22 protein-coding genes are annotated in these 21,969 nt (G+C 41.4%); 14 read left to right on the top strand and 8 right to left on the bottom strand.

From position 1 onward, the window contains the following. Positions 1-42 precede the first annotated feature (42 nt). Positions 43-2,340: a PAS domain S-box protein gene (locus tag BLP52_RS10775; protein ID WP_162272976.1), complete on the bottom strand. Its 2,298-nt coding sequence runs from the start codon at positions 2,338-2,340 to the stop codon at positions 43-45. Between the two features lie 212 nt (positions 2,341-2,552). Between BLP52_RS10775 and BLP52_RS10770 the strand changes: the two genes are divergently transcribed. The 5 genes from BLP52_RS10770 (at position 2,553) to BLP52_RS10750 (ending at position 8,934) form a co-directional block, all read left to right on the top strand. Further along, the gene (locus tag BLP52_RS10770) at positions 2,553-3,218 is read left to right on the top strand and encodes an HVO_0476 family zinc finger protein (protein WP_238380803.1); all 666 of its coding nucleotides are present in this window, start codon (positions 2,553-2,555) and stop codon (positions 3,216-3,218) included. Continuing rightward, the gene (locus BLP52_RS10765) at positions 3,185-3,844 is read left to right on the top strand and encodes a protein-L-isoaspartate O-methyltransferase (protein ID WP_091710487.1); all 660 of its coding nucleotides are present in this window, start codon (positions 3,185-3,187) and stop codon (positions 3,842-3,844) included. Before BLP52_RS10770 ends, BLP52_RS10765 begins: the two co-directional genes overlap by 34 nt. 104 nt (positions 3,845-3,948) lie before the next feature. After that, entirely contained in the window at positions 3,949-7,587 is a 3,639-nt protein-coding gene (locus tag BLP52_RS10760) for a hydantoinase B/oxoprolinase family protein (RefSeq protein ID WP_091710486.1), read from the top strand. 70 nt (positions 7,588-7,657) lie between these two features. Further along, the gene (locus tag BLP52_RS10755; RefSeq protein ID WP_091710533.1) at positions 7,658-8,116 is read left to right on the top strand and encodes a bifunctional nuclease family protein; all 459 of its coding nucleotides are present in this window, start codon (positions 7,658-7,660) and stop codon (positions 8,114-8,116) included. Positions 8,117-8,226: 110 nt separating this feature from the next. Then, a complete protein-coding gene (locus BLP52_RS10750; RefSeq protein ID WP_091710485.1) occupies positions 8,227-8,934 on the top strand; it encodes a DUF1614 domain-containing protein in 708 nt (235 codons plus the stop codon). A gap of 6 nt (positions 8,935-8,940) precedes the next feature. On the opposite strand, the gene BLP52_RS10745 is transcribed toward BLP52_RS10750, so the two are convergent. Then, positions 8,941-9,243: a hypothetical protein gene (locus tag BLP52_RS10745; RefSeq protein WP_091710484.1), complete on the bottom strand. Its 303-nt coding sequence runs from the start codon at positions 9,241-9,243 to the stop codon at positions 8,941-8,943. Between the two features lie 399 nt (positions 9,244-9,642). Between BLP52_RS10745 and hisF the strand changes: the two genes are divergently transcribed. Together hisF and BLP52_RS10735 are read left to right on the top strand one after the other, a co-directional pair. Continuing rightward, entirely contained in the window at positions 9,643-10,464 is an 822-nt protein-coding gene (gene hisF / locus BLP52_RS10740) for an imidazole glycerol phosphate synthase subunit HisF (protein ID WP_091710483.1), read from the top strand. A gap of 19 nt (positions 10,465-10,483) precedes the next feature. Then, positions 10,484-10,771: a MazG nucleotide pyrophosphohydrolase domain-containing protein gene (locus BLP52_RS10735; RefSeq protein ID WP_091710482.1), complete on the top strand. Its 288-nt coding sequence runs from the start codon at positions 10,484-10,486 to the stop codon at positions 10,769-10,771. 21 nt (positions 10,772-10,792) lie between these two features. Here the strand turns inward: BLP52_RS10735 and BLP52_RS10730 are convergent, their stop codons facing one another. Continuing rightward, positions 10,793-11,689 (bottom strand): cation diffusion facilitator family transporter, encoded by an 897-nt coding sequence (locus BLP52_RS10730; protein WP_091710481.1) that lies wholly within the window; start codon positions 11,687-11,689, stop codon positions 10,793-10,795. Positions 11,690-11,938: 249 nt separating this feature from the next. Between BLP52_RS10730 and BLP52_RS10725 the strand changes: the two genes are divergently transcribed. The 6 genes from BLP52_RS10725 to BLP52_RS10700 all read left to right on the top strand — a co-directional run bounded on the left by BLP52_RS10725 (position 11,939) and on the right by BLP52_RS10700 (position 17,326). Next, a complete protein-coding gene (locus tag BLP52_RS10725; RefSeq protein WP_091710480.1) occupies positions 11,939-12,925 on the top strand; it encodes a DUF7490 domain-containing protein in 987 nt (328 codons plus the stop codon). Further along, on the top strand, positions 12,922-13,224 hold the full coding sequence (locus BLP52_RS10720; RefSeq protein WP_091710479.1) for a DUF8060 family membrane protein: 303 nt from the start codon (positions 12,922-12,924) through the stop codon (positions 13,222-13,224). The genes BLP52_RS10725 and BLP52_RS10720 overlap by 4 nt, the downstream gene beginning before the upstream one ends. Before the next feature lie 127 nt (positions 13,225-13,351). Further along, a complete protein-coding gene (locus BLP52_RS10715) occupies positions 13,352-14,059 on the top strand; it encodes a class I SAM-dependent methyltransferase (protein ID WP_091710532.1) in 708 nt (235 codons plus the stop codon). 74 nt (positions 14,060-14,133) lie between these two features. Further along, positions 14,134-16,614, top strand: coding sequence for a U32 family peptidase (locus tag BLP52_RS10710; RefSeq protein ID WP_091710478.1), 2,481 nt, complete (start codon positions 14,134-14,136; stop codon positions 16,612-16,614). Beyond that, positions 16,611-17,030: a nucleoside 2-deoxyribosyltransferase gene (locus tag BLP52_RS10705; protein WP_091710477.1), complete on the top strand. Its 420-nt coding sequence runs from the start codon at positions 16,611-16,613 to the stop codon at positions 17,028-17,030. Before BLP52_RS10710 ends, BLP52_RS10705 begins: the two co-directional genes overlap by 4 nt. Positions 17,031-17,080: 50 nt before the next feature. Next, a complete protein-coding gene (locus BLP52_RS10700) occupies positions 17,081-17,326 on the top strand; it encodes a pro-sigmaK processing inhibitor BofA family protein (protein WP_091710476.1) in 246 nt (81 codons plus the stop codon). Here BLP52_RS10700 and BLP52_RS10695 read toward each other — a convergent pair. Both BLP52_RS10695 and lysS read right to left on the bottom strand, forming a co-directional pair. Further along, positions 17,323-18,003, bottom strand: coding sequence for a class I SAM-dependent methyltransferase (locus tag BLP52_RS10695; protein WP_238380802.1), 681 nt, complete (start codon positions 18,001-18,003; stop codon positions 17,323-17,325). The two genes, BLP52_RS10700 and BLP52_RS10695, sit on opposite strands and share 4 nt — an antisense overlap. Continuing rightward, the gene (gene lysS / locus BLP52_RS10690) at positions 18,000-19,592 is read right to left on the bottom strand and encodes a lysine--tRNA ligase (protein WP_091710475.1); all 1,593 of its coding nucleotides are present in this window, start codon (positions 19,590-19,592) and stop codon (positions 18,000-18,002) included. Before lysS ends, BLP52_RS10695 begins: the two co-directional genes overlap by 4 nt. A gap of 206 nt (positions 19,593-19,798) precedes the next feature. On the opposite strand from lysS, the gene BLP52_RS10685 reads away from it, so the two are divergent. Continuing rightward, positions 19,799-20,032, top strand: a complete 234-nt coding sequence (locus BLP52_RS10685; RefSeq protein ID WP_091710474.1) for a hypothetical protein — start codon at positions 19,799-19,801, stop codon at positions 20,030-20,032. A gap of 11 nt (positions 20,033-20,043) precedes the next feature. On the opposite strand, the gene BLP52_RS10680 is transcribed toward BLP52_RS10685, so the two are convergent. Genes BLP52_RS10680 through BLP52_RS10670 form a run of 3 tightly spaced genes read right to left on the bottom strand, consistent with a single transcriptional unit; the run spans position 20,044 to position 21,947 of the window. Further along, positions 20,044-20,829, bottom strand: coding sequence for a C15orf41 family protein (locus tag BLP52_RS10680; RefSeq protein WP_238380801.1), 786 nt, complete (start codon positions 20,827-20,829; stop codon positions 20,044-20,046). Next, positions 20,813-21,445 carry an endonuclease III domain-containing protein gene (locus tag BLP52_RS10675; protein ID WP_238380800.1) on the bottom strand — a complete coding sequence of 211 codons (633 nt, stop codon included), beginning with the start codon at positions 21,443-21,445 and terminating at the stop codon, positions 20,813-20,815. The genes BLP52_RS10680 and BLP52_RS10675 overlap by 17 nt, the downstream gene beginning before the upstream one ends. A gap of 16 nt (positions 21,446-21,461) precedes the next feature. Further along, positions 21,462-21,947, bottom strand: coding sequence for a hypothetical protein (locus BLP52_RS10670; protein ID WP_091710473.1), 486 nt, complete (start codon positions 21,945-21,947; stop codon positions 21,462-21,464). Positions 21,948-21,969: the final 22 nt, after the last annotated feature.

Raw genomic sequence — 21,969 nt, 5'->3', positions numbered from 1 at the left:
ATGGAATGAAGCATGTCATTCAAAGAAAAACAGTAAAAATAATTACAGTCGCTGTGGAATCGTAAAAGTAACAGTAGTTCCCTCACCAACCTTACTTACAAGGGAGATCTTACCGCCATGCATTTCCACAAGTCCTTTTACAAGGGAAAGACCAATCCCTACTCCACTGTACCTGCGTGCGTGTGACCAGTCAAGCTGGACGAATGGATCAAAAAGTGCATCCTGCTTGTCTCCAGGAATGCCGATTCCACTGTCGCTTACCTGAACGCGAATATCATCTTCATTCCTATCAAAAACAACATTTACAAAACCTTCTTCTTTGTTGAATTTGATAGCGTTTCCAATCAAATGATGAAGTATTGTCTTGAATTTTGATTCATCTGCAAGCACATATCCAATATTGAATTCAACATCAAATTCCATGGTAACATTATTTTTAGAAGCCATTGAACGGAATATCCGTTCAAGATCCACGACCATTGGTTGCAGATCGAATTTTGTAATATTGAGTTCGCGGCTTCCGCCCTCGATTTCTGCAATATATATCAATGAATTAACAATTTCGAGAAGATTCGAACCCGCATCCTTGATACTGGTAGAATACTTCATCTGCTTGTCATTCAATTCACCTGAGACTCCACTTATAAGAACATCAGAATAACCTATCACGATATTCAAAGGAGTTCGCAGCTCATGACTAATGTTGGCCAGGAACTCACTTTTTGAGTTTGAAGCGTTTTCTGCAAGCATTTTTGCTTCGATCAGCAGTTTCTCTGTCAGCTTGCGTTCTGTAGTATCAACACAAAGTGCCAGAATCGTTTTTTTATCGATCATGGCAGCTTCTACCTGCATATAATATTCAGTTCCATCTTTTTTCCGGAACAAAAATTCAGCAGATGCTTTGCCCTGCCTTTTTACACTCAGAAAATGCTCTGTTGCAGCTTCTACAGATTTCGGGCTACACAGATCAATGATATTCATATCCATCAGTTCTTCAAAAGAATATCCTGTCAGGTTGCATGCAGAAGGATTTACATCCAGAAGCATACCAAAAACATCAGTAACAAAAATAGGATGTGGGGAGTTGTCAACATAAGCACGATACTTTTCCTCACTTTCCTTAAGACGTTGCTGTGATGTCCTGATATCTGTAATATCAAGCACATTGCCAATATAATAAAGTGGGATTCCGTTTTCATCGAAGATCAGATTTGCATGAAGAAGAGCATATACAAGGTAACCGGACTTATGAACATACCTTTTTTCCATTTTAATAGAGGGAATTTCACCGGATTCCAGTTTGTTTTGTTGGTCAACATTCTCTGCCAGATCTTCAAGGAAACTAATATCACGCAGATGTCTGCCCTTAAGTTCGTGTTCTTTATAACCCAGCATATCACAGAAAGCAGCATTTGCCTGTTCAATTCTTTTATCGTGAACAGACATTCTCACAATACCAATACTACTGGATTCATACATCGTCCTGAAAAAAGCCTCACTCTCATGAAGTCTTGCTTCTGCTTCCTTCTGAGCGGAAATATCTGCCACAATGGAAAAGATATTTCTTATAGCTCCTGAATTATCACGACTTACGTTTGTGTATAACTTCACCCATACAGGATGACCTTTTTTGTGGATATATCTCTTTTCAATCTCAAATGAATCGGCCTCTCCCTCAAGGACCATTTTCACCATTTTTGATTCGTTTCCGTTCTTATCAGGATAGGTGATATCCATGTAATTCAACGAAAGTAGTTCTTGCCTTGTATAACCTACAATATCACAAAAACGCTCATTAACTTTCAGGAAATTACCTTCTATGGACATCTGGGCAATACCCACTGCTGATTGCTGGAAAGTAGCCTTGAATAGTTCTTCATCATCTGGATCAAGACAGCCCAGTGGATTGTTTTCAAAATATGTTGCCTGTTTTTTGAGATTGTCATATTTGTTAGCCAGACAGCTTAAATTTTGTCTTTTATTAATGAGAGCTTTCAAATAGGCAACTGTGACAGCTTCATCAAAAGGTTCTTCAAAATAGTCATCTGCCCCGGATTCGACCAGTTTTATTTTGTATTCCCCGGAAAAAGGAGGACCTATGAAGATTACAGGTATAAAGTGGTACTTATCTGAAAATTTAATCTCCTGACATACTTGATATGCATCCCTGTCATCAAGAGGCTCATGAATAATAATAGCATCCGGAATTAATGTTTCCAGCTTTGGCAAAATGGACTTACATGGATTGAGCTCTACTATATCGAAATAATTTTCGACCATACTTTTGAATGAACTATTTTTTTGGGATCCGTTGCTGGCTATGAAGATAACTGAACTCAATAAATTATACTCCCATGTCATCTATAAACAAAGATAATATATTTTATATACAATACACATATAAAAATGCAATTGGTACACATTAATAAATACCAGATACTCAATCAAATTATTGTTAGCCATATTGATAAAGTATCTTATTAATCTTAAATTACTGAACTGTTTTTGGATTCCCGGTCACAGATAATTATTTACATACTCCAGACAATGACATGATTGAGAGTATGAACGACGAAGTTGAAGTTGTATGTCCGGCATGTTCACCAAAAATAGCAGTGCCGCATGATGTTCTAAAAAGAGGACAGAACGTTATAGTCCAGTGTCAGGAATGTGAAAATGTCCATCCTGTAAAAATAGAGAAGGTCAAAACGTTCAATGTCAAAGTAATAATCAGTAAAGGAGAAGAGTCTTTTACAAAATCGACCCTCCTTACATCAGAAGAAGACTTGATGGTAGACGATGAGATAATTGTAGATGATGGAGAATCTGATGAAGTTTATCCTATACTTATAACTGCAATAGAATCCGGTGAAAACAGACTTAAAAAAGCCAATGCATCCGAGATCACTAGCATATGGGGCAGAGCTATTGACGAGGTCGCGGTAAAGATTGCAGTGCATCGTGGCAGGAATACTGAAGCAATGTACAAAAGAGTGCCTGGTGGATATGAGTTTATTATCGGTCAGGAAGAAACTGTTGATAAAACAAAGATACGCATTAAAAAGATAAAGATACGGGATGGAAGCCTGGAATCTAAAACAGGAGTTGCAATACCGGCTAAATTCATAAAGAGAATATTTGCTGAAGAAGTGTTCAAAAAGAGCTGGGGAGATGGGAAAACCCAATGGAGTATGAAAGGGAAAGGAAGAAGCTGGTAAATTCTCTAAGAAAATACAATATATCTGAAAGAACACTTAAAGCAATGAATAAGGTGCCGAGACACCTTTTCGTGCCTTCTATTCAAATAGCGAATGCCTATGTTGATCACCCTTTACCCATAGGCTACGCACAAACAATATCAGCACCACATATGGTGGCCATGATGTGTGACCTTCTTGACCTTCACGAAGGACTCAAATTACTTGAGATAGGTGCCGGTTCTGGTTATAATGCTGCTGTAATGGCAGAGATAATGGGTAAAAAAGGGGAAATCTATTCTATTGAAAGGCTTGAAAAGCTTGCTGTTTTTGCACGGGATAATCTGAAAAAAGCAGGTTATTCCAATGTTGAGATAATAAATGGAGACGGCTCTCTGGGTCTTCCCGAACATGCACCCTATGACCGTATATGTGTGACTGCATCTGCACCATGTACTCCGGTACCTCTTGTAGAGCAACTTAAACCGGGCGGAATTATGGTTATTCCCGAAGGTAAAAGCTACCAGCGGCTCTATCTTATCAAAAAGGATATGGATGGAAATATCATAAAAGAAGACCGTGGTGGTGTGATATTTGTACCTCTTGTAGGAAACCATGGTTTTAACATGCTTTGTGGCGACAGATAATACAATACGGCAAGAGGGGCAAAAATACTTTTATTTATATGAGTTCATTTAGCGTAGCATCTTTTGCAAAATTACGATCACAACAGCTTTTTAATGAAAATATGATGACTCAAATCGACAAAAAATGGCAATTCTGGATAGACAGAGGTGGTACATTTACAGATATCGTTGCCCTGAAACCTGACGGACAACTTGTCGCCCACAAATTACTTTCAGTTGATACCGAGCATTATAATGATGCTGCAATGTATGGTATCAGAACTATTCTTGGAATTGGTCCAGATGATATATTGCCAACTGAGAACATCGCTTCCATCAAGATGGGAACCACCGTAGGAACAAACGCATTGCTTGAGCGCAAAGGTGAACCTACTGCACTTGTAATAACCAGAGGTTTCAGGGATGCATTAAGAATTGGATACCAGAACCGGCCTGATATATTCGCACTAAAAATCGAGCTTCCTGATTTGCTTTATGATGAAGTCATCGAAATAAATGAGCGATACAGTGCATCCGGGGAAGAATTAGAAGCTGTTGACACTGAAAGTGCACGCGTAGAGCTTAAGAGGATATACCAATCAGGAATACGCTCTGTTGCCATTGTACTCATGCACGCTTACAGATATCCTGAACATGAGATTCAGCTTCGTGAAATTGCAGAGAAGATAGGATTCACCCAGATCTCGCTATCACATGAAGTCAGCCCGCTTATGAAATTAATCAGCAGTGGTGAAACCACGGTTGTTGATGCATATCTTTCTCCGGTGCTTAAAAGATATATCAATATGATAACTTCTACCCTTGAAGCAGGCGGCAACAATACAAAACTCATGTTCATGCAGTCAAGCGGTGGACTTGTAGAAGCTAGCCAGTTCAGAGGAAAGGACTGTATTCTTTCCGGTCCTGCCGGTGGTATTGTAGGAGCTGTGGAAACCTCCAGAAAAGCAGGTTTAGACAAAATTGTCACTTTCGATATGGGTGGGACTTCAACGGATGTAGCTCACTACAACGGGGAATATGAGAGGAGTTTTGAGACGGAAATTGCCGGAGTTCACCTGCGTTCACCCATGCTTTACATTCATACCGTTGCAGCAGGCGGCGGTTCAATTCTTCACTTCGATGCCGGAAGATTCAGAGTAGGACCGGATTCCGCAGGTTCTGAACCCGGACCAGCGTGTTATCGGAAAGGTGGGCCCCTTACTATTACAGACTGCAACCTCATGCTTGGGAAAATAAACCCGAAACATTTCCCTCATGTGTTCGGACATAACGCTGATATGCCACTTGATACTGAGGTTGTTAAAGAGAAGTTTTCTGTTCTGGCACAGGAGGTCAGCAAATTCACCGGAGAGAAACACAGTGCTGAACAGGTTGCCGAAGGTTCCCTGAAGATAGCCATTGAGAACATGGCAAATGCCATCAAGAAAATATCCATCCAGCGTGGCTATGATACAAAAGAATACGCCCTTTGCTGTTTTGGTGGAGCAGGAGCACAACATGCCTGCGGTGTCGCTGATGCACTTGGAATCAGCAAAATATTGATACATCCTCTGGCAGGCGTGCTTTCAGCTTATGGAATGGGACTTGCAGACCAGAGAATCATGAAAGAGCAGGCAGTTGAGAAAAAACTTGAAAGCAGCCTGATCGAAGAGCTGCAGGGTGTTGTTGCTGAACTCGAAACATCCGGCAGGGAAGAAATGAGAATGCAGGGTGTTGCAGATAATAATATCAACGCACTGCACAAGGTTCATGTGAAGTATAAGGATGCAGGAACTTCCATTATTGTTGATTTTGGCTCTGAAAGTGAGATTAGAAATGCTTTTGAGAATGAGCATAAAAGCCGTTTTGGTTTTGTAATGGAAAACAAGGAGCTATTCATAGAAGCTGTGTCGACTGAAATAATAGGTTCTGGAGAAAAGATGCATGAAGGTTCTCCTAGAAATTCATTCTCAGAAGAAACAAAAGAGAAGACAGGACTGCCTGAAACTACAATGTATACATGTGGAGAGTTCCACAGAACACCTGTTTACAGGCGAGAGGAACTGAAAATAGGTGAAAAAGTAGTTATTGGACCGGCTGTTATTGTTGAAACTAACACAACTGTAATAATTGAACCTGGATGGAAAGCAGAACTCAGAGAAGGACAGGAACTCGTACTGGAAAGAGTTGTTCCTTTGCCTAAGAGAGAATCAATAGGAACTGAGGCTGATCCTGTGATGCTTGAGATATTCAACAACAGGTTCATGTCTATTGCGCAGCAGATGGGTTATACTCTCCAGAACACTGCTTATTCAGTCAATATCAAGGAGAGACTTGATTTTTCGTGTGCCGTTTTTAACAGGTACGGAGATCTGATTGCCAATGCACCTCACATACCTGTGCATCTTGGTTCCATGGGAGAGAGTGTCAAAGCGATGATCAGGAAGTTTCCTGATATGGAAGAAGGGGATGTTTTCATGCTGAACTCTCCATTTGAGGGTGGAACGCATCTGCCGGATATTACGGTTATAACTCCTGTATTTCATTATGGGAATGTCGAGTTCTATGTAGCTTCCAGGGGACACCATGCTGATATTGGTGGAGTGACACCCGGATCAATACCTCCTGAAAGCAAACACATTGAAGAGGAAGGTGCGATTACCGGAGGACAACTTATTGTTGCTGATGGGAAGTTCCTTGAAGATGAGGTTGCAGAGTGGCTGAATTTGGGAAAATATCCTGCACGAAATCCATTCCAGAATATTGCTGACCTGAAGGCTCAGGTTGCTGCAAATGAGAAAGGTGTAAGGGAACTATTGAAGCTTGTTGAGCACTTTTCAATGGAGACTGTGCAAGCATACATGCAACATGTGATGGATAATGCTGAGGAATCTGTCAGGAGAGTTATTGAGGTTTTGAAAGACGGGGAATACTCACTTTCCTTTGATGACGGGACTATTGTATCTGTAAAAGTAGGTATTGACCATGAGAACAGGGAAGCTCATATTGACTTTAGCGGTACTTCAGGGCAGCATTCTGGAAACCTGAATGCTCCTGTAGCAGTTTGTAAAGCTGCTGTGCTCTATGTTTTCAGATCGCTTGTTGACAGGGATATTCCGCTCAATGAAGGTTGCATGAGACCGCTCAGGATAACTATTCCTGAAGGCAGCATTCTGAATCCTGAATATCCTGCGGCTGTGGTGGCCGGAAATGTTGAGACCTCGCAGTATATCGTTGATTCTCTTTTGGGAGCGCTGGGAGTTATGGCAGGCTCGCAGGGAACTATGAATAATTTCACTTTTGGAGATGAGGAGTTCCAGTATTATGAGACCATTTGTGGTGGTTCCGGTGCAGGTGAAGGATTTGATGGGACAAGTGCTGTGCAAACTCATATGACAAATTCCAGAATCACTGACCCGGAGGTTCTGGAATGGAGATTCCCGGTGAGGCTTGAGGAGTTTTCTATTCGCGAGGACAGTGGCGGCGATGGAGAATATCGTGGTGGAGATGGCGTTGTCAGGAAGATACGGTTCCTGAGACCTATGAGAGCTGCTATTATCTCCAGTCACCGGAAGTTCGCACCACGGGGTTTGAATTGTGGAGAAGATGGAAAGACAGGGAGAAATTACGTGATCAGAGCTGTAAATTTACAGATAGAAGAACTTGGTGACAGGGACATCACGGAGATGAACGAAGATGATATTTTTGTTATTGAAACTCCCGGTGCAGGTGGTTTTGGCACACGAGCGAAAAGAAAGAGTTAAGTAAGGATACTTATTAAACATCTGTGGACTTAGGGAAATATTGCTAAAAGGGAAGGCTGTTGTTAATAACATGGACACTGGAAGCGACATAAAGGAAGTTACCGTAAAGGGTGTTTACATGATAAACATCTTTGGCAGGGCTGTGCCTGCGGTGATGCTTGAGGATAAGGACGGAATGATAATGCCGATACATATCGGACAGTCTGAGGCATTGTCTATCAGTTCTGTTTTGAAAAACGAGACTATGCCAAGGCCGATGACACATGATCTTATTGTTTCCATACTTTCAAGGCTTGAGGCTGAGGTTGAAAGGATACTGATCGATGAGAAGAAGGACAATATCTATTATGCCAGAATGACCCTGATAAAAGATGGAAAGAGTATGGAATTTGATGCAAGGCCAAGTGACTGCATCGCAATTGCACTCCGCAATAATGCTCCTATTCTGATAAGCGAAGATGTGTTTAACGAAGATGCAATCAGTAAGGAGAATTTCACAGGCTCTAAGGCGATCACAGGATTTGCCTGAACTTTTTTATTCTTAGAGTCTGGATTAGTTGTTTATTTTGCTTGAGATTACTTTTGTTTTTGTAATTAAGACCCACAAAAAGTATATACTGAGAATTAGGACATTATGCTATGAGGCATCGGATATTCTATAATCCTTTTACATTTGTTTTCACTATCATACTGGCTTTTGTGCTTGCTTTCAGTATTTCCGTGCTCTTTTATGGACTGGTTAGCAGCGCTTTCAGCAAAATTGGATTCTCATGGAACGATGCTCTTATCCTGCTTCTTGCATCCCTTATTGGAAGTAGTATCAATATTCCCCTTAAAACCATTGAAACTAATGTCCCGATCGAGAATAACAAGTATGTGAAGATCTTTGGAGTTTCATACAGGGTGCCTTTCAAAGAAACTCATAAAACGAGAACAACAATAGCTATCAATGTAGGTGGTGCTCTGATACCAACTATTGTTTCCATCTACCTGCTTGGACTTTTCCCGGGTTCTGCAATTTACGTTCTCTACGCAACCCTGATGGTTGCCTTCATTACAAAAGCAGTTGCAAGACCGGTTAAAGGCGTAGGAATCGTATCTCCTGCGCTTCTCCCGCCAATTGCCGCTGCCTTTAGTTCCATTCTGATAGTCTACACCACCGGCATCCAGCACGATCTCATCTTCGCAGTAGCCTACATCAGCGGCACTTTAGGTACTCTGATAGGAGCCGACCTGCTGAACATGAAAGCTATTACAAAGCTGGGAGCACCTGTGGTTAGTATTGGCGGCGCGGGGACTTTTGATGGTGTGTTTTTGGCTGGGGTTATTGCTGTGTTGTTGGTGTGAAATCCTTTAACTCACTTTTCTACTCAGGATAACATTTTCATAAATGAACTGAATGACAATAACAACTAGCACAGCAACAAGCCCACCGATTATCAAAGCAATTATCTTGTACAGAATGCCACCTGTGAACCACAGAAGATGTGTAAGAGCCAGCCACATCGTTGCAACAGCTGCTACGAATATACTCATGATTACTGCCGTAAAAAAACCTTCAGGCATAAAAGCAACATATGAGAATGCAAAGAAGAATATTAACAAAACCCATATGTAACCCCAGTTTTGAGGTGGCATGATATTTTCATTATTCAAATTATTACCTCCATCACACGTTAATTTAAATAATAGGTCAATAAACACATAAGTATTGCGATTAATAGTCCGATTGCGCTAAATATACTCTGCAATCAGATAGAGAATTATTAACAGTGACTCAATATCATAACAAAACACTTTCATTTCGTGTACCAAAATGGATAACGACTGGTTTGTTCATCACGGAAAATTGAGGATACAACAAACAACGCCCATCGATAGCCGGAAAAATTTGTAATCTTACTCTGCTGTATATTTGGCCATTTCATTCAGAACCACAAAAGCTACAACAAGAAGTGTTAAATAAAAACTCGATATCTTCTTATTAAATACACCATCTGTCATCATTCTGGCAGAAACAAATAATCAAATGCAGTGAAAGGGACAAAATCACATATGCTCACAAAAAGGATCATACCATGTCTTGATGTTACGCTTGATGAAGAAGGCGGAACAGTTGTTAAAGGAATAGAATTCGTAGACCTGAGAAAAGCAGGAGACCCTGTGGAACTTGCTAAGAGATATAACGAACAGGGAGCCGATGAGCTTGTATTCCTTGACATTACCGCATCCCATGAAGGAAGAGGAACAATGGTCAAGGTCATCGAGAGAACTGCAAATGAGGTTTTCATTCCACTAACTGTTGGTGGAGGGATTAACTCCATAGAGGACATACGCCAGATCCTCAGGGCAGGGGCCGACAAGGTATCCATTAACACGGCAGCCGTAAAAAATCCAAATCTTATCAAAGAGTCATCCGAGATATTCGGTGCCCAGTGCATTGTTACAGCAATTGACTGCAAACGCAACCTTGATGTTGAGAACAATCCTGACAAGACTATTATTGAGCTTGAGGACGGAACGCCTGCATGGTATGAGGTTGTAATCTATGGCGGCAGGCAGCCAACCGGGATAGACGCTGTCCAGTGGGCAAAGAAAGTAGAAGAACTGGGTTCCGGCGAGATTCTTCTAACAAGTATGGATAGAGATGGAACCTATGACGGTTTTGACATCCCGATCACAAAAAAGCTTTCCGAGGAACTGGAAATCCCAATCATCGCATCAGGTGGAGTCGGCAATCCAGAACACATGTACGAAGGTTTCACAAAAGGAAAAGCCGATGCAGCACTTGCAGCAAGTATTTTCCACTTCGGTGAATACACTGTAAATGATGTGAAAGAGCATCTTAAGAAAAAAGACATTCCTGTAAGGCTCTGAGCTAAAAGGAGGAGAAGACGTGGAAATATCCGAGTTCCAGAAACGCATGTACGACCTTTACGCTCATAACGACAGGAGAAGAGGTGCAGCTGCAACAACTCTCTGGCTTGTGGAAGAAATAGGCGAACTTGCGGAAGCTATTCGCAGGGAAGATATGGAAAATATCAGGGAAGAGCTTGCAGACTGTTTCGCATGGATAGGAGCCCTGGCAAATCTCTATGATATTGACCTTGAAGCTGCATTTCTGGAAAAGTATCCAGATCATTGCCCTACATGCAAACAAAATCCGTGTATTTGCACAGACTGAGAAAACTATTTTTTAACAGCATTACATATCAGGTTCGCAATGGATGTAAAGTATACTGTCCGTTCCGAACTTTGAACGTAAGCGATTCTCAACTTCAGTACATATATCATGAGCTTCGATAAGACTTAGGTCCTTATCTACCTGGATATGTACATCAGTTGCGATGTTACTGCCTATCTTTCTTGTTTTAAGCTTGTGGAAGTCCCTGACACCCTCGGTAGAGACAATAATATGACTTATCTCTTCGACAGTATCTTTATCAAGGGCTGCTTCCGTAAGTTCATTGATGTTTGTATAAGAGATATCAAATGCAACCTTGAATATGAAAAAACTCAGAATGACCGCGGCGATAGGATCAAGAATAACCCATCTGCCTCCTAGGATTATTGCTCCTCCAATGCCTATCATTGTTCCCACAGAAGAGAAAGCATCTGAACGATGATGCCATGCATTTGCGATCATTGCATCACTTTTTATTGACCTGCCGGCATTCAGTGTATAGCGGTACAACCCTTCCTTAACAAGAATCGATACTACTGCAGCAACAAGAGCAATAGTTTCCGGTTGCTCAAGGCTGCCTCCATTTGCTACAAGAAGTATTTTCCCCATGCCACTCAGGAGGATCTCTAATCCAATTATAAAAAGAGCAATACCAACAAAGGCTGCACAGAGAGTCTCTATTTTGCCATGACCGTAGTGATGATTATGGTCAGCCGGTTTTCCAGCGGCTTTGAGCCCGAAAATTACCACGATGTCAGTAATAAAATCAGAAAATGAATGGACAGCATCAGCGATCATTGCCGAACTGTGCCCGGTAATTCCCGCAATGAATTTAAAAAGTGTCAGGAAGACATTGAAGATCATCCCATTTGTAGTCACTTTTACTGCAGTTTTGCTTCTTCCATCATCATTCTGCATACATTATGTGCTCCCTTTGAGTAAATAGAGAAGAATTGAAGTCTATTTAAGCTTTTGCAACTTTTTTGAACTCCATCATCTTTTAAAATGACCTTTAATCCTTATTCAATCCTCTAATCCGTATATGTTCAAAATGATATTTTGTAAACCTACATTGAGAAGACTAAAGACAAGTCACATACTATTTTTTACATCGATATTTAACAATAATTAAATAGTAGCGTTTTGTAGTATCATGGGGAAACATCAATGAAACAGAAAGAGAACACCATACGTTTCATTCTTATTTTAATTGTTATCGCCTTTTTCACAGTGTCCAGCGGATGTCTGCGTGACTTCGATGAACAAGAAGGCTCTAATTTGGGGATCAGAGACATTGAGATCTCAGCAGACAGTGTCAAAAGCACTTATGTCTGGCTCAATGTGACTACTTATGTAGAGAACATGGATTCTGACAGCGACAGTAATGCAACTGTTGTCCTGAAAGTATTCAATAAAAATACCGGACTTCTTGAGAAGAAACAGGAAGCAAGAATAGGACCAATAGAACAATGGGAAACAAAGGCTATCAGCCAGAGTATCAGCCTTCTGAAAAGTGAGGACTACCGAATCAGTACAACCATCATGGATGATGGAAAACTGAGCTATGAGAAGTGGATGACACTTTCCGGACTTGATACCCTGCAAAGCGACATGCAGGACACCGGAATCCAGATACAGACCATTGATTTTCTGGTGCGGGAAACAAACCCCAGGAGTGTGGTCATCCAGAATGATATTTATCTCAAAAATGAAGGACTTGAAACTTCCAGGGATTATCGCATACTTATCAAGGCCAGGGAAATGGATGCACGCCTTGTTGCAGATAAAGAATGGACAAACTCCGGCGAGATAGAACCGGAAGAAACTGCAATCATAAGCGTGAATCTTACAGTTCCCTCTGTTTATAACTACGTTGTAGAGATCAGTGTTTGGGATGGAAACACCATTGTCAAGACTGACGAGGATTATGTGCAGCTAAATCCGGAAAAAGTAATCGACAGAGAACAGCTTGTTCAGAATAAGAATATTAATACAGCCGACTTCCTGGTGGAAGAGGAAGAGGACTACAAATGGGATTCTGCCGTTGAAGAGACTGCATATGATGAAACAGCAGAAAGTCCGGGATTTACCGGCTCAATAGCTGTAATTGGTTTTATCGCAGCACTATACATGGTGAGGAGGAGATTGCAATGAGTGAGGAAAATGAAAGTGTGGAAGTGAATGAAGAGATAGTAAGTTTTGCTCCTAAAAGAGAAAAAAAGGAGAAGAAGGAAAAGACTGCTGAAGATCATTTCAGGAATGGGATGCTTGCACTTGTGGGAATTATCATTGCCATTGCAACGCTTCAGTTGTATTTCTCAGTTGGCGAAATAATCAGCACATGGTTTGAATATCAATACAGACCGATATTCAGATCACTGTACTATCTGGTAGTCATCGTTGCCGGACTTTTTGTACTTAATAGATTTTTCCTGAAAAAGGAAAAGAACTGATTTCTTTTCCTCTCTTTCTTGTTTAATCCTCACTTTTCTGCTAATTTTACAAGTGTCCTAATCAATTTGACATACCAACAATTTATTATTTGTTTAAAAGATATAAGAGGACACAGAAGGAATGCCTATGAAAGAATTACCTGAATGGTATTATGATGAATTGATCCAGATAGGAACGGATTACGGAAGTGAAAAAGAGGTCCTGAACTACGACAGGAAGATGGCAACCATCCGCAACATTGTAGAAGAAGCTAAAAACATGTGTGAACTCATCGATATTCAGCCAGATGATGAGATTCTGGAGATAGGATGCGGAACTGGTGAATTCTCCATTGAGCTTTCAAAACATTGCAAACAGGTTACTGCATTGGATATTTCACAGAGGATGCTTGATTTTGCAGAAAAGAAAGTAAAGTCAAGACAGAGAGAAAATATAAGATTCAGCAAGGCAGGATTTCTTACATTTGATTCCGGTGAGACAAAATATGATGCTGTAGTCACTCAGCTTGTACTGCACCACCTGCCAGACTTCTGGAAACTTATCGCTCTGAAGAACATCCATTCAATGCTGAAAGAGGGAGGAAAGTTCTTCCTGAAAGATGTAGTCTTTTCATCAAAGATTCCTGATTTTGATGCTTATTTCTTGCAGATATTCCAGAATATGCCACCTGAATCAGGAGATGAGATTGTCAATGAAATGAAACTTCACATCAAGGAAGAATACTCCACATTCGACTGGGTCATGAAAGGACTCATCGAACAGGCAGGTTTCAGAATTGAGAAATTTGACCATCAGAATGGGTTCATGGCAACTTATCTTTGTATAAAGCAGTAAGTTATTCTGGTGAGGTATTCTGATATTTGGTGAGAGGGGCTTTTATATACTCTCACCTCATCTGAGCGATTATCATGCTTAAAACTCCCGAACTTTTAGCTCCTGCCGGAAATATGGAATCCCTGATAGCTGCTGTTGAAAACGGAGCAGATGCAGTGTACCTTGGAGTAAAGGATTTCAGCGCCAGGGCATATGCAGGAAATTTCACCATAGAGGAATTCAGGGAAGCACTTGACTTTGCACATCTTAGAGGTGTCAAGGTCTATGTTACCATGAACACACTCATCAAGGATAGTGAGATGGAAAAAGCACTTGAGCTCATGTATACCCTTGATGAACTTGGAACTGATGCCATCATTGTGCAGGATATAGGACTTCTGGAACTGGCAAGGGAAAAAGTCCCTTCACTTCCGATCCATGCAAGCACACAGATGACGATACATAACACAGAAGCTGTGCTGGCTCTGAAAGAAATGGGAGTTAAGAGAATTGTACTTGCAAGGGAACTCTCACTTGAGGAGATTTCAAGGATTAAAAACGAGACTGGAGTAGAGATTGAAGCTTTCGTACATGGTGCCCTCTGTATCTGCTATTCAGGCCAGTGCCTCATGAGCAGCATGATAGGTGGCAGGAGTGGCAATCGTGGATATTGTGCCCAGCCATGCCGCAAACAATACAGGTTACGAAGGGACGGAAAGGAGATAATAACAGAAGGAAGCTACCTTCTGAGTCCAAAAGACCTGAATACCTCAGAGATATTACCTGAACTCATAAAATCAGGAATAGATTCTTTCAAGATAGAAGGCAGGATGAAGCGCCCCGAATATGTTGCAGGCGTTGTGAGAATATATCGCAGCCTTATTAATAGATTTGTGGAAGACCCGGACAACTATTCTGTTACTGATGAAGAAAAAGAGAATCTGGAACAGTTATTCAACCGTGAGTTCACTACCGGATACTTTGAGGGTGATCCTGCTGGAGACCTGATGAGCCGGGAAAGACCACACAATCAGGGAATTGTTGCTGGCAAGGTCAGCGGATACAATAATAAGTTTAAAAGAATGGAAATAACCCTTACAGGGGAGCTTGAAGTAGGCGATGGAATTGGTTTTGAAGGCAGCAGGGATGCCGGCACAATCGTTCGAGGAATCTACATTGGGAACATACTTGAGAAGAAGGCAGGCAATGGAGAGATTATAACTATCAATTTTGACCAGCCACCCAAAAATGGAAGTACAGTTTACAGGACTCTTGATGATTCCCTGATGAAAGAATTGCAAGCTTCCTACAGTTCTCCTGCACCGATACGTAAGGTTCCGGTTTCTATTAAGTTTAAAGCACTCATCGGGGAGAAACTCGAACTCTCACTTTCTGATACTAAAAATAATACATCAACTGTTGTTTCTGACTACATTGTAGAGAAATCCCAGAAAAGACCAACTACAGAAGACAATGTCAGAAAGCAGCTTTCAAAAACCGGAAACACTGTTTTTGAGGCTCAGGAAATTGACATTGATATGCCGGATGATGCATTCGTCCCCATAAAAGAGCTGAACAATGCAAGAACAGAAGCCACCGCTGAACTGGAAAATATCATAATTGAGAAGTTTAGAAGAACGGCATATGATAGAAGTTCTGAAATTTCAGACGAGGAAACAGAAAACGAAGCTGACACTGAAAGTGAGGAGAAAAAAATACTGCTTTCAGTTAGTGTTGATCGTCCTGAAAAACTCGTTTCTGCACTTAAGAGCGGAGCAGACCTTGTTTACATTGACGCTTCACTTAAAGAGCTTCAAAGCAATGACTGGAAATTTATGATCGAGTCTGCTTCTGATAAAAATGTCCCTGTTTATTTGCACACTCCAATCATTACGAAAGACTCAGAATTCCAGAATATGAAAGAAACAATTAAACTTGCAAAGGAACTTGGATTTGAAGGAATAATTGCAGCGAATCTAGGGGTCCTTGAAATTGCAAGGGCTGCAGGTCTTAAAATACTGACTGACAGTTCCATGAATGTGTTCAATAAACACAGCCTTCATGCACTTGAAGAAAAAGGTGCCGATGCTGTTACACTCTCAACTGAAATGAATCTTGGACAGATTACTGATATTGCAAGGTATGGAGATTGTGAATATATTGCACATGGCCAGATTCAGATAATGGAGTCTGAACACTGTCTTATAGGCGGTGTGCTCGGACAGAAAGAGGAGAATGGTTTCAACTGTGGTTCCCAATGCAAGAGTGGCAGTTTTGAGATTATTGATGAAAAGGGATTTGAGTTCCCCATCAAAACAGATTCAGAGTGTAGAACCCACATATTCAATTCAAGAGAACTCTGCCTGCTGGATGATATTCCACAGCTTATCAAAGCAGGTCTTTCCAGACTCAGGGTCGATGCAAGGAATATGGATGATTACAACGTTGGCATGGTCACAAGGGCATACAGGGCCAATATCGATGCTTACTACACAGGTGACACAAAACACATCTGGCAGGGAAGTGACGTCAGTGAGTTCCATACCAGAGGGCACTATCACAGAGGTGTCCAATGAGAATTTTCCTTTCAGCCTCCATCAGAGGTGGCAGGCAGATGCTGTCCACTTACATGGAGATGTGCAATTATCTTCAGGACAACGGCCATGAAGTTCTAAGCTGGCATGTGGCAGATCCTGAACTTGAAAAGACAGAATCACTGCTTTCTGAAGAAGAGATATACATCAGGGATATGAAGTTTCTTGAGAAAAGTGAGTGCATGATAGCAGAGGTCAGCACACCTTCAATTGGTGTTGGCTATGAAATGTGCAGTGCGCTTCAGAGAGGAATAACAGTGCTTTGTCTGCATGTTCCAGAAGCAAATGTTTCTGCCATGCTTCTTGGTGATAAGAGGATAATCTGTAAAGAGTACCATAATGTTGATGAAATGAAAGAATTAATCACTAAATTTCTGAGTGATGTAAACAAACTCTAATTTTTTAGTAATCATTAAATACTTATCATAGTAATATAAAAGTGGTGATTATGGCAATTGAAATAATAACTCTTATAGTGGCTATAATAGTCGCTATCATCCTCTGGAAGGTACTGAAGACGATAAAGAACATGGTGATAAACACAGTTCTGGGTCTTATCATACTGGTTGTTGCAAACCTTGTGCTCGGCCTCAATATAGCATACACATGGATAGTCATTCTGGTGTGTGCAATTGGAGGTGTAGTAGGTGCACTTCTAATTATTGCGCTGAACTATCTTGGAATCGCATTCTAAAGACCTAAAATTACTCTTATTTGATGGCGCCTGTGTGGTTTGCCATGAAACTTTTTTTCTGATATCAGGTCTTTTATTTCTAAAATATCAAATCCTTCAAGTAATGAATCCAGTTCATCACGTGTAAAATAGTGGTATATGATGCCATTTTTTCTGATGAAGGTGTCTTTTTCCACAGATTCGCCACCATATCTCATATCTTCTGTTCCAAAAACTTCCAGTACAAGAACCGCGCCTGTTTTCATCACTCTTTTTATCTCAGAAATTGCCTGTCTTCTTTCATTTTCCAGAAGATGTTGCAAAACTCCCAGACACAGAATTGCATCGAAAGAATTCTCAGAAAAAGGAAGCGATGTTATACTCGAAGCAAGGCATTCAGCCCTCTTGTCACTTTCAACATTACTTTTTATGAGGTAATCCCTGGCTCTCTGAACTGCAGTTGATGAGACATCAGTACCAATTGTATTGTACTTACGGGAAAGCGGCAAAAGGAATCTGCCATTCCCGCAACCAAGGTCAAGAATTAGTGAACTGGAAGAAATTAATCCCTCCAGCATCGATATAGACCTAGGACCACCCCAGGTCACATGTTTGTATTCTTCATCCCAGGCAAGAAAGTGAGATTTGCCCTGAAGTTCATTGCCCGGGAATGAATTATCCTCCATGATCAGGGTCAAGGCTTATACTCTGCTGCTTCCTTAAAGCGCATTGCAAGGAAGTCCTTCTCAAGTGATGAAAGGAACCAGCCTGCTTTTGGACCTGAAGGCTGTCCCAGAACTGAGACATATATTGCCTTGAAAAGTTCCTTTGGATTTACTTCAAGTGCGGCTGCATCAACATTCAATGATTCAGCGATCATTATGTTCAGTTCGGTGCCTGCTTCCTTTGCAGAGTATACAAGGTTATGATAATCTTCACCGTTCAGCTCACCGCTCTTGTCCAGTATGGCTGAGAAGGAACTGAGGAAAGCTCTCTGAAGATCATTGAGTTGTGCAGTACTTACAGGAAGCTCTTCCTGAACACTGAACTTTGCATTGTCAGGAGCGTACATCTCAAGCCAGTTACCAACATTGTCAACAAGCTCACGTATGCATTTCTCACTGCTGGTGTCATACCCTGCTCTCTTCACGATATTCATGATCTTATCAAAGTCACCTGCAGCAACCTGATAGATCGTTGTCATGTGCTTGAATGGAATATCTGTGTGGCAAAGCCCTGCTGCATGTGAAAGCTCGATCATTCTCTTATCATAATCTGTTGCCTTGTCACTTGAGTGCAGGCGCTCAAATTCATCTACAAGTGTAAGAAGTGGTAAAGCAGGATCGAATCTGATGTGCTTTTCAGGTTTTGTACGGATAATAAGATAACGCAGTACCTCAGGTGGCACCACCTTGAGCATATCCGCAATGGAAACAACAACGCCTGTTGATGATGACATTGCACCTTTCTGACCAAGCATGATCCATTCATAAACTATTGGGTGTGGTGCCTCATAGTCAAATATCTCTTTTGCAATAGATATACCGGTGTCATATGATCCGCCTCTTGAAGCGTGGTCCTTACCGAATGGTTCAACCGTGACACCAAGGGCCTTCCACCTTGCAGGCCAGTCAACACGCCATGTAAGTTTTCCACCGCCCTTCATCGATACTGTACCCTTGCTTCCGCATGAGCATTCATAGTCCACGGTTTCAGCATCAAGATCAAAACCAGTTACAATGGTGGTGTTTACTTTTCCACAGTCATTACATATCGGGTTGAACGGGTTCCATGTATCTACCGGGGTCTTGCCGGATTTCTTCTGAAGGATTGCTGCAATCTCATCCTTTTTCACAAGAGCCTGCTTGATAGCTTCTACGTAGACACCTTCCTTGTAAAGCTCATCTGCCCTGTAGACCTTTGGGTGGATTCCCAGGTGTTCAAGAGCTGCAAGGAATGGCTCAAGGAAGTGTTCGGAATAATTCTTGTGATTGCCGCATGGGCATGGGATCTCAGAAAGTGGTTTGCCAACGTGTGGCGCATAACTTTCATCCAGGAAAGGGTAGACCTTTCTTAATGGGTCGTATGTGTCTGCAATGTAGATGAACTCGACATCAGCATCTTTATCTTCAAGAGCCCTGAATGCTACATCTGCAGTTACGACCTCGCGCATGTTACCAATATGAATGTGACCTGAGGGTGTGATACCTGTTGCAACAAGGTGCTTCTTGCCTTTTGCCAGCACCTCGTCAGCTATGACATCAGCCCAATGTGTAATGTCTGCCATGATTTCACCGATATAATGAGAATATTGTAATGTCCGGATGCTCCGGAGTCAGTAACCTTAGATGATTGTTACTATTATAATCTTTGCTTAAGACAAAATTCCTGAAAGGAATCTAAGAAGAGTATTTTGTCCGTTTGAGGACAGATTCCCACCTCATATAATTTCAACACGAAAGGTATTAATAAAAAATTAATGTTCATTTTAATATGACTCGCATTACCGAAAATATGCACAGGATCTCATTAAGCACCTCTGAGGATATTTTCAACATGAAGAACCAGCGTGATCCGGAAAGTAATGAGCTCTGGCCATTCCTTGTGGTCCACGCAAATCATGCCACCATCAACAAGGAAGTTGTAGTATATGATGACGAAGGCGTATATCAGGTATATACAAAAAAGGTCATGTCTGAACTGAAAAAGATACAAAAAAACAAATAGTCGGTAAATAGTTACCAGTATGTCTTGAAGTTCAGAAGTTCTTCTATCGTATCACGATCCTTATCGAAGAACCTGTAATCTTTTATCAGATTCCCATTGTAACTAAGAGTATCTATATAACCGTACCAGTAAACAATCATGCCGGTACCGTAATTCTCTTCATACTCCCTGAACTGCTTTTTAATATAGTATTCATGCTCTTTCTCATCACCAAAAAGAGCCTTGCTTTCTATCCAGAAAATATCGATGCCATCGATCACAATTTCCGAATCCAGCAGAAAATCAGGAGTCTTTGAAAAACCTTCGGCCCTAAGGTCATTTTCTGACCTGTATGTTATCTCGTGTTCACCAAGCCACTCCGCAAGAATGGATTCTCCCATTTCACCTTTCTCTGCATGAAGCTCATGTGCCTTTGGAGAGAAGAAGAAATCAGAATCCATAGCCGCAATTACTTCTCTTTTAAGACGTCCGTCTGGCTGTTCATCGATATTCCTGATAAAACCTTTCTTAGGAATGCCCATTTCCTTAAGCAGCATGGAAACCATAAGAGTTGCAGGAATATCATTCTTTTTTGCTATCTCAATGATACTTTTTCCTTTTCTCCATTGCTTCAGATGCCTTGGGGACTTACTCTTTACCCTTGAGAAATTTCTCTTTACCTTTGTAACGGTTTTCTGATTCAATATTGAATGGAGGGTGCCTATGGGCTGTGAGAACTGCCGTGACAATTTCTTCACGTCATCTACACTCTCAAGGCTTTCGTATATCTTATTGTAAGTCTCAATGTCCATTCTCATTCAAATCCTTCAGAATACATTCATTACATCTTTTTTTGCCGCAATAGGCTTTTGAATATTCAACTATGAGGGCGTGGTATTCCTTATAGATATCCACGTCTTTAGGAAGTTCTGCTTCAAACCTCTGCTGCAACTGTATATAGTCGCCCTCAATACCAATACACTTCATCATGCGGGTAGTGTAGGCATCTATAACAAACTTGGGTTTGTTGGCAGCATAAAGCACAATACTGTCAGCAGTTTCATTGCCAACTCCTTTCAGAGACAATATAGTTTTTCTGAGTTCCATTACAGGCAGGGAAAAAACAGTTTCCATACCATTTTCTGCAAAAAAAGCCGCTATTCCCTTTAACCTGGAAGCTTTTTGACGGTAGAAACCACAACATCGTACAAGTTCTTCTATAAGCTCGGTGTCAGCTTCAGCAAGAGGCTCTACTTCCAGAAGACCATGTTCTTTCAGGCCCTCTATAGCCTTTTCCACATTGGTCCATTTTGTCTGCTGCGTGAGCATGGCTCCGATAACAACTTCAAAAGCCGTATCTGCAGGCCACCAGTGTTGAGAGCCCAGCTCATCCAGAAGCAGATCATATACCGTGCAAAGAATTCCAGCCGTCATGAAACATTCAGAAGAGTTAGTCCCAGAACTTTTCCTCATAATCTTCCGGAAGGTCCAGATCCATTAATTCATCCAGAGATTTTCTCTTTTTGTCTTCCTTTTGGCCATCTTTGCGAGCTTCAAAAACCGTGGTGTCCTTGTCATTAACCACAACCTCTTCCTGGTTGACAGGAGACATTGGCTCTTTAGGCGGAAGTCCGGCAATCTCTGTGGGGGCTTCCGCAGGAACTGGCTGACGCTTGAGATGCTGACGTCTTTCCGTACTTTGTTCTGGTTCAGGCCAGGACCTTCTTTCAACCGGAACTTTCTTTTGAAGCCTCATGCGCGTGCTTTGGGCATAAGTATCTTCCATAGGAGTGGATCTTGAAAGCTCTTTGTGAGTTGAGCGGTACCCGATAACACATTGTTCGTCCCCGGTACGCCACTCTACTACGTAAAGATGGCAGGCTTTTTTCTTACACTGGGAAACTCCGTCTTTGGGACAAACATCGGGCAACGTCATTATCAAACCTCAATATATTAAT

The sequence above is a fragment of the Methanolobus vulcani genome (assembly GCF_900100715.1).
GTDB lineage: Archaea > Halobacteriota > Methanosarcinia > Methanosarcinales > Methanosarcinaceae > Methanolobus > Methanolobus vulcani.
Note: the sequence above shows the minus strand (reverse complement) of the source record. Positions and strands in the feature narration are given on the sequence as shown.

Coding starts and splice junctions, on each gene's coding strand:
- BLP52_RS10770 (WP_238380803.1), top strand. CDS start 2,553: ATGATTGAGAGTATGAACGACGAAGTTGAAGTTGTATGTCCGGCATGT.
- BLP52_RS10765 (WP_091710487.1), top strand. CDS start 3,185: ATGGAGTATGAAAGGGAAAGGAAGAAGCTGGTAAATTCTCTAAGAAAA.
- BLP52_RS10760 (WP_091710486.1), top strand. CDS start 3,949: ATGACTCAAATCGACAAAAAATGGCAATTCTGGATAGACAGAGGTGGT.
- BLP52_RS10755 (WP_091710533.1), top strand. CDS start 7,658: ATGGACACTGGAAGCGACATAAAGGAAGTTACCGTAAAGGGTGTTTAC.
- BLP52_RS10750 (WP_091710485.1), top strand. CDS start 8,227: ATGAGGCATCGGATATTCTATAATCCTTTTACATTTGTTTTCACTATC.
- hisF (WP_091710483.1), top strand. CDS start 9,643: ATGCTCACAAAAAGGATCATACCATGTCTTGATGTTACGCTTGATGAA.
- BLP52_RS10730 (WP_091710481.1), bottom strand. CDS start 11,689: ATGCAGAATGATGATGGAAGAAGCAAAACTGCAGTAAAAGTGACTACA.
- BLP52_RS10725 (WP_091710480.1), top strand. CDS start 11,939: ATGAAACAGAAAGAGAACACCATACGTTTCATTCTTATTTTAATTGTT.
- BLP52_RS10720 (WP_091710479.1), top strand. CDS start 12,922: ATGAGTGAGGAAAATGAAAGTGTGGAAGTGAATGAAGAGATAGTAAGT.
- BLP52_RS10715 (WP_091710532.1), top strand. CDS start 13,352: ATGAAAGAATTACCTGAATGGTATTATGATGAATTGATCCAGATAGGA.
- BLP52_RS10710 (WP_091710478.1), top strand. CDS start 14,134: ATGCTTAAAACTCCCGAACTTTTAGCTCCTGCCGGAAATATGGAATCC.
- BLP52_RS10705 (WP_091710477.1), top strand. CDS start 16,611: ATGAGAATTTTCCTTTCAGCCTCCATCAGAGGTGGCAGGCAGATGCTG.
- BLP52_RS10700 (WP_091710476.1), top strand. CDS start 17,081: ATGGCAATTGAAATAATAACTCTTATAGTGGCTATAATAGTCGCTATC.
- lysS (WP_091710475.1), bottom strand. CDS start 19,592: ATGGCAGACATTACACATTGGGCTGATGTCATAGCTGACGAGGTGCTG.
- BLP52_RS10685 (WP_091710474.1), top strand. CDS start 19,799: ATGACTCGCATTACCGAAAATATGCACAGGATCTCATTAAGCACCTCT.
- BLP52_RS10680 (WP_238380801.1), bottom strand. CDS start 20,829: ATGAGAATGGACATTGAGACTTACAATAAGATATACGAAAGCCTTGAG.
- BLP52_RS10675 (WP_238380800.1), bottom strand. CDS start 21,445: ATGACGGCTGGAATTCTTTGCACGGTATATGATCTGCTTCTGGATGAG.
- BLP52_RS10670 (WP_091710473.1), bottom strand. CDS start 21,947: ATGACGTTGCCCGATGTTTGTCCCAAAGACGGAGTTTCCCAGTGTAAG.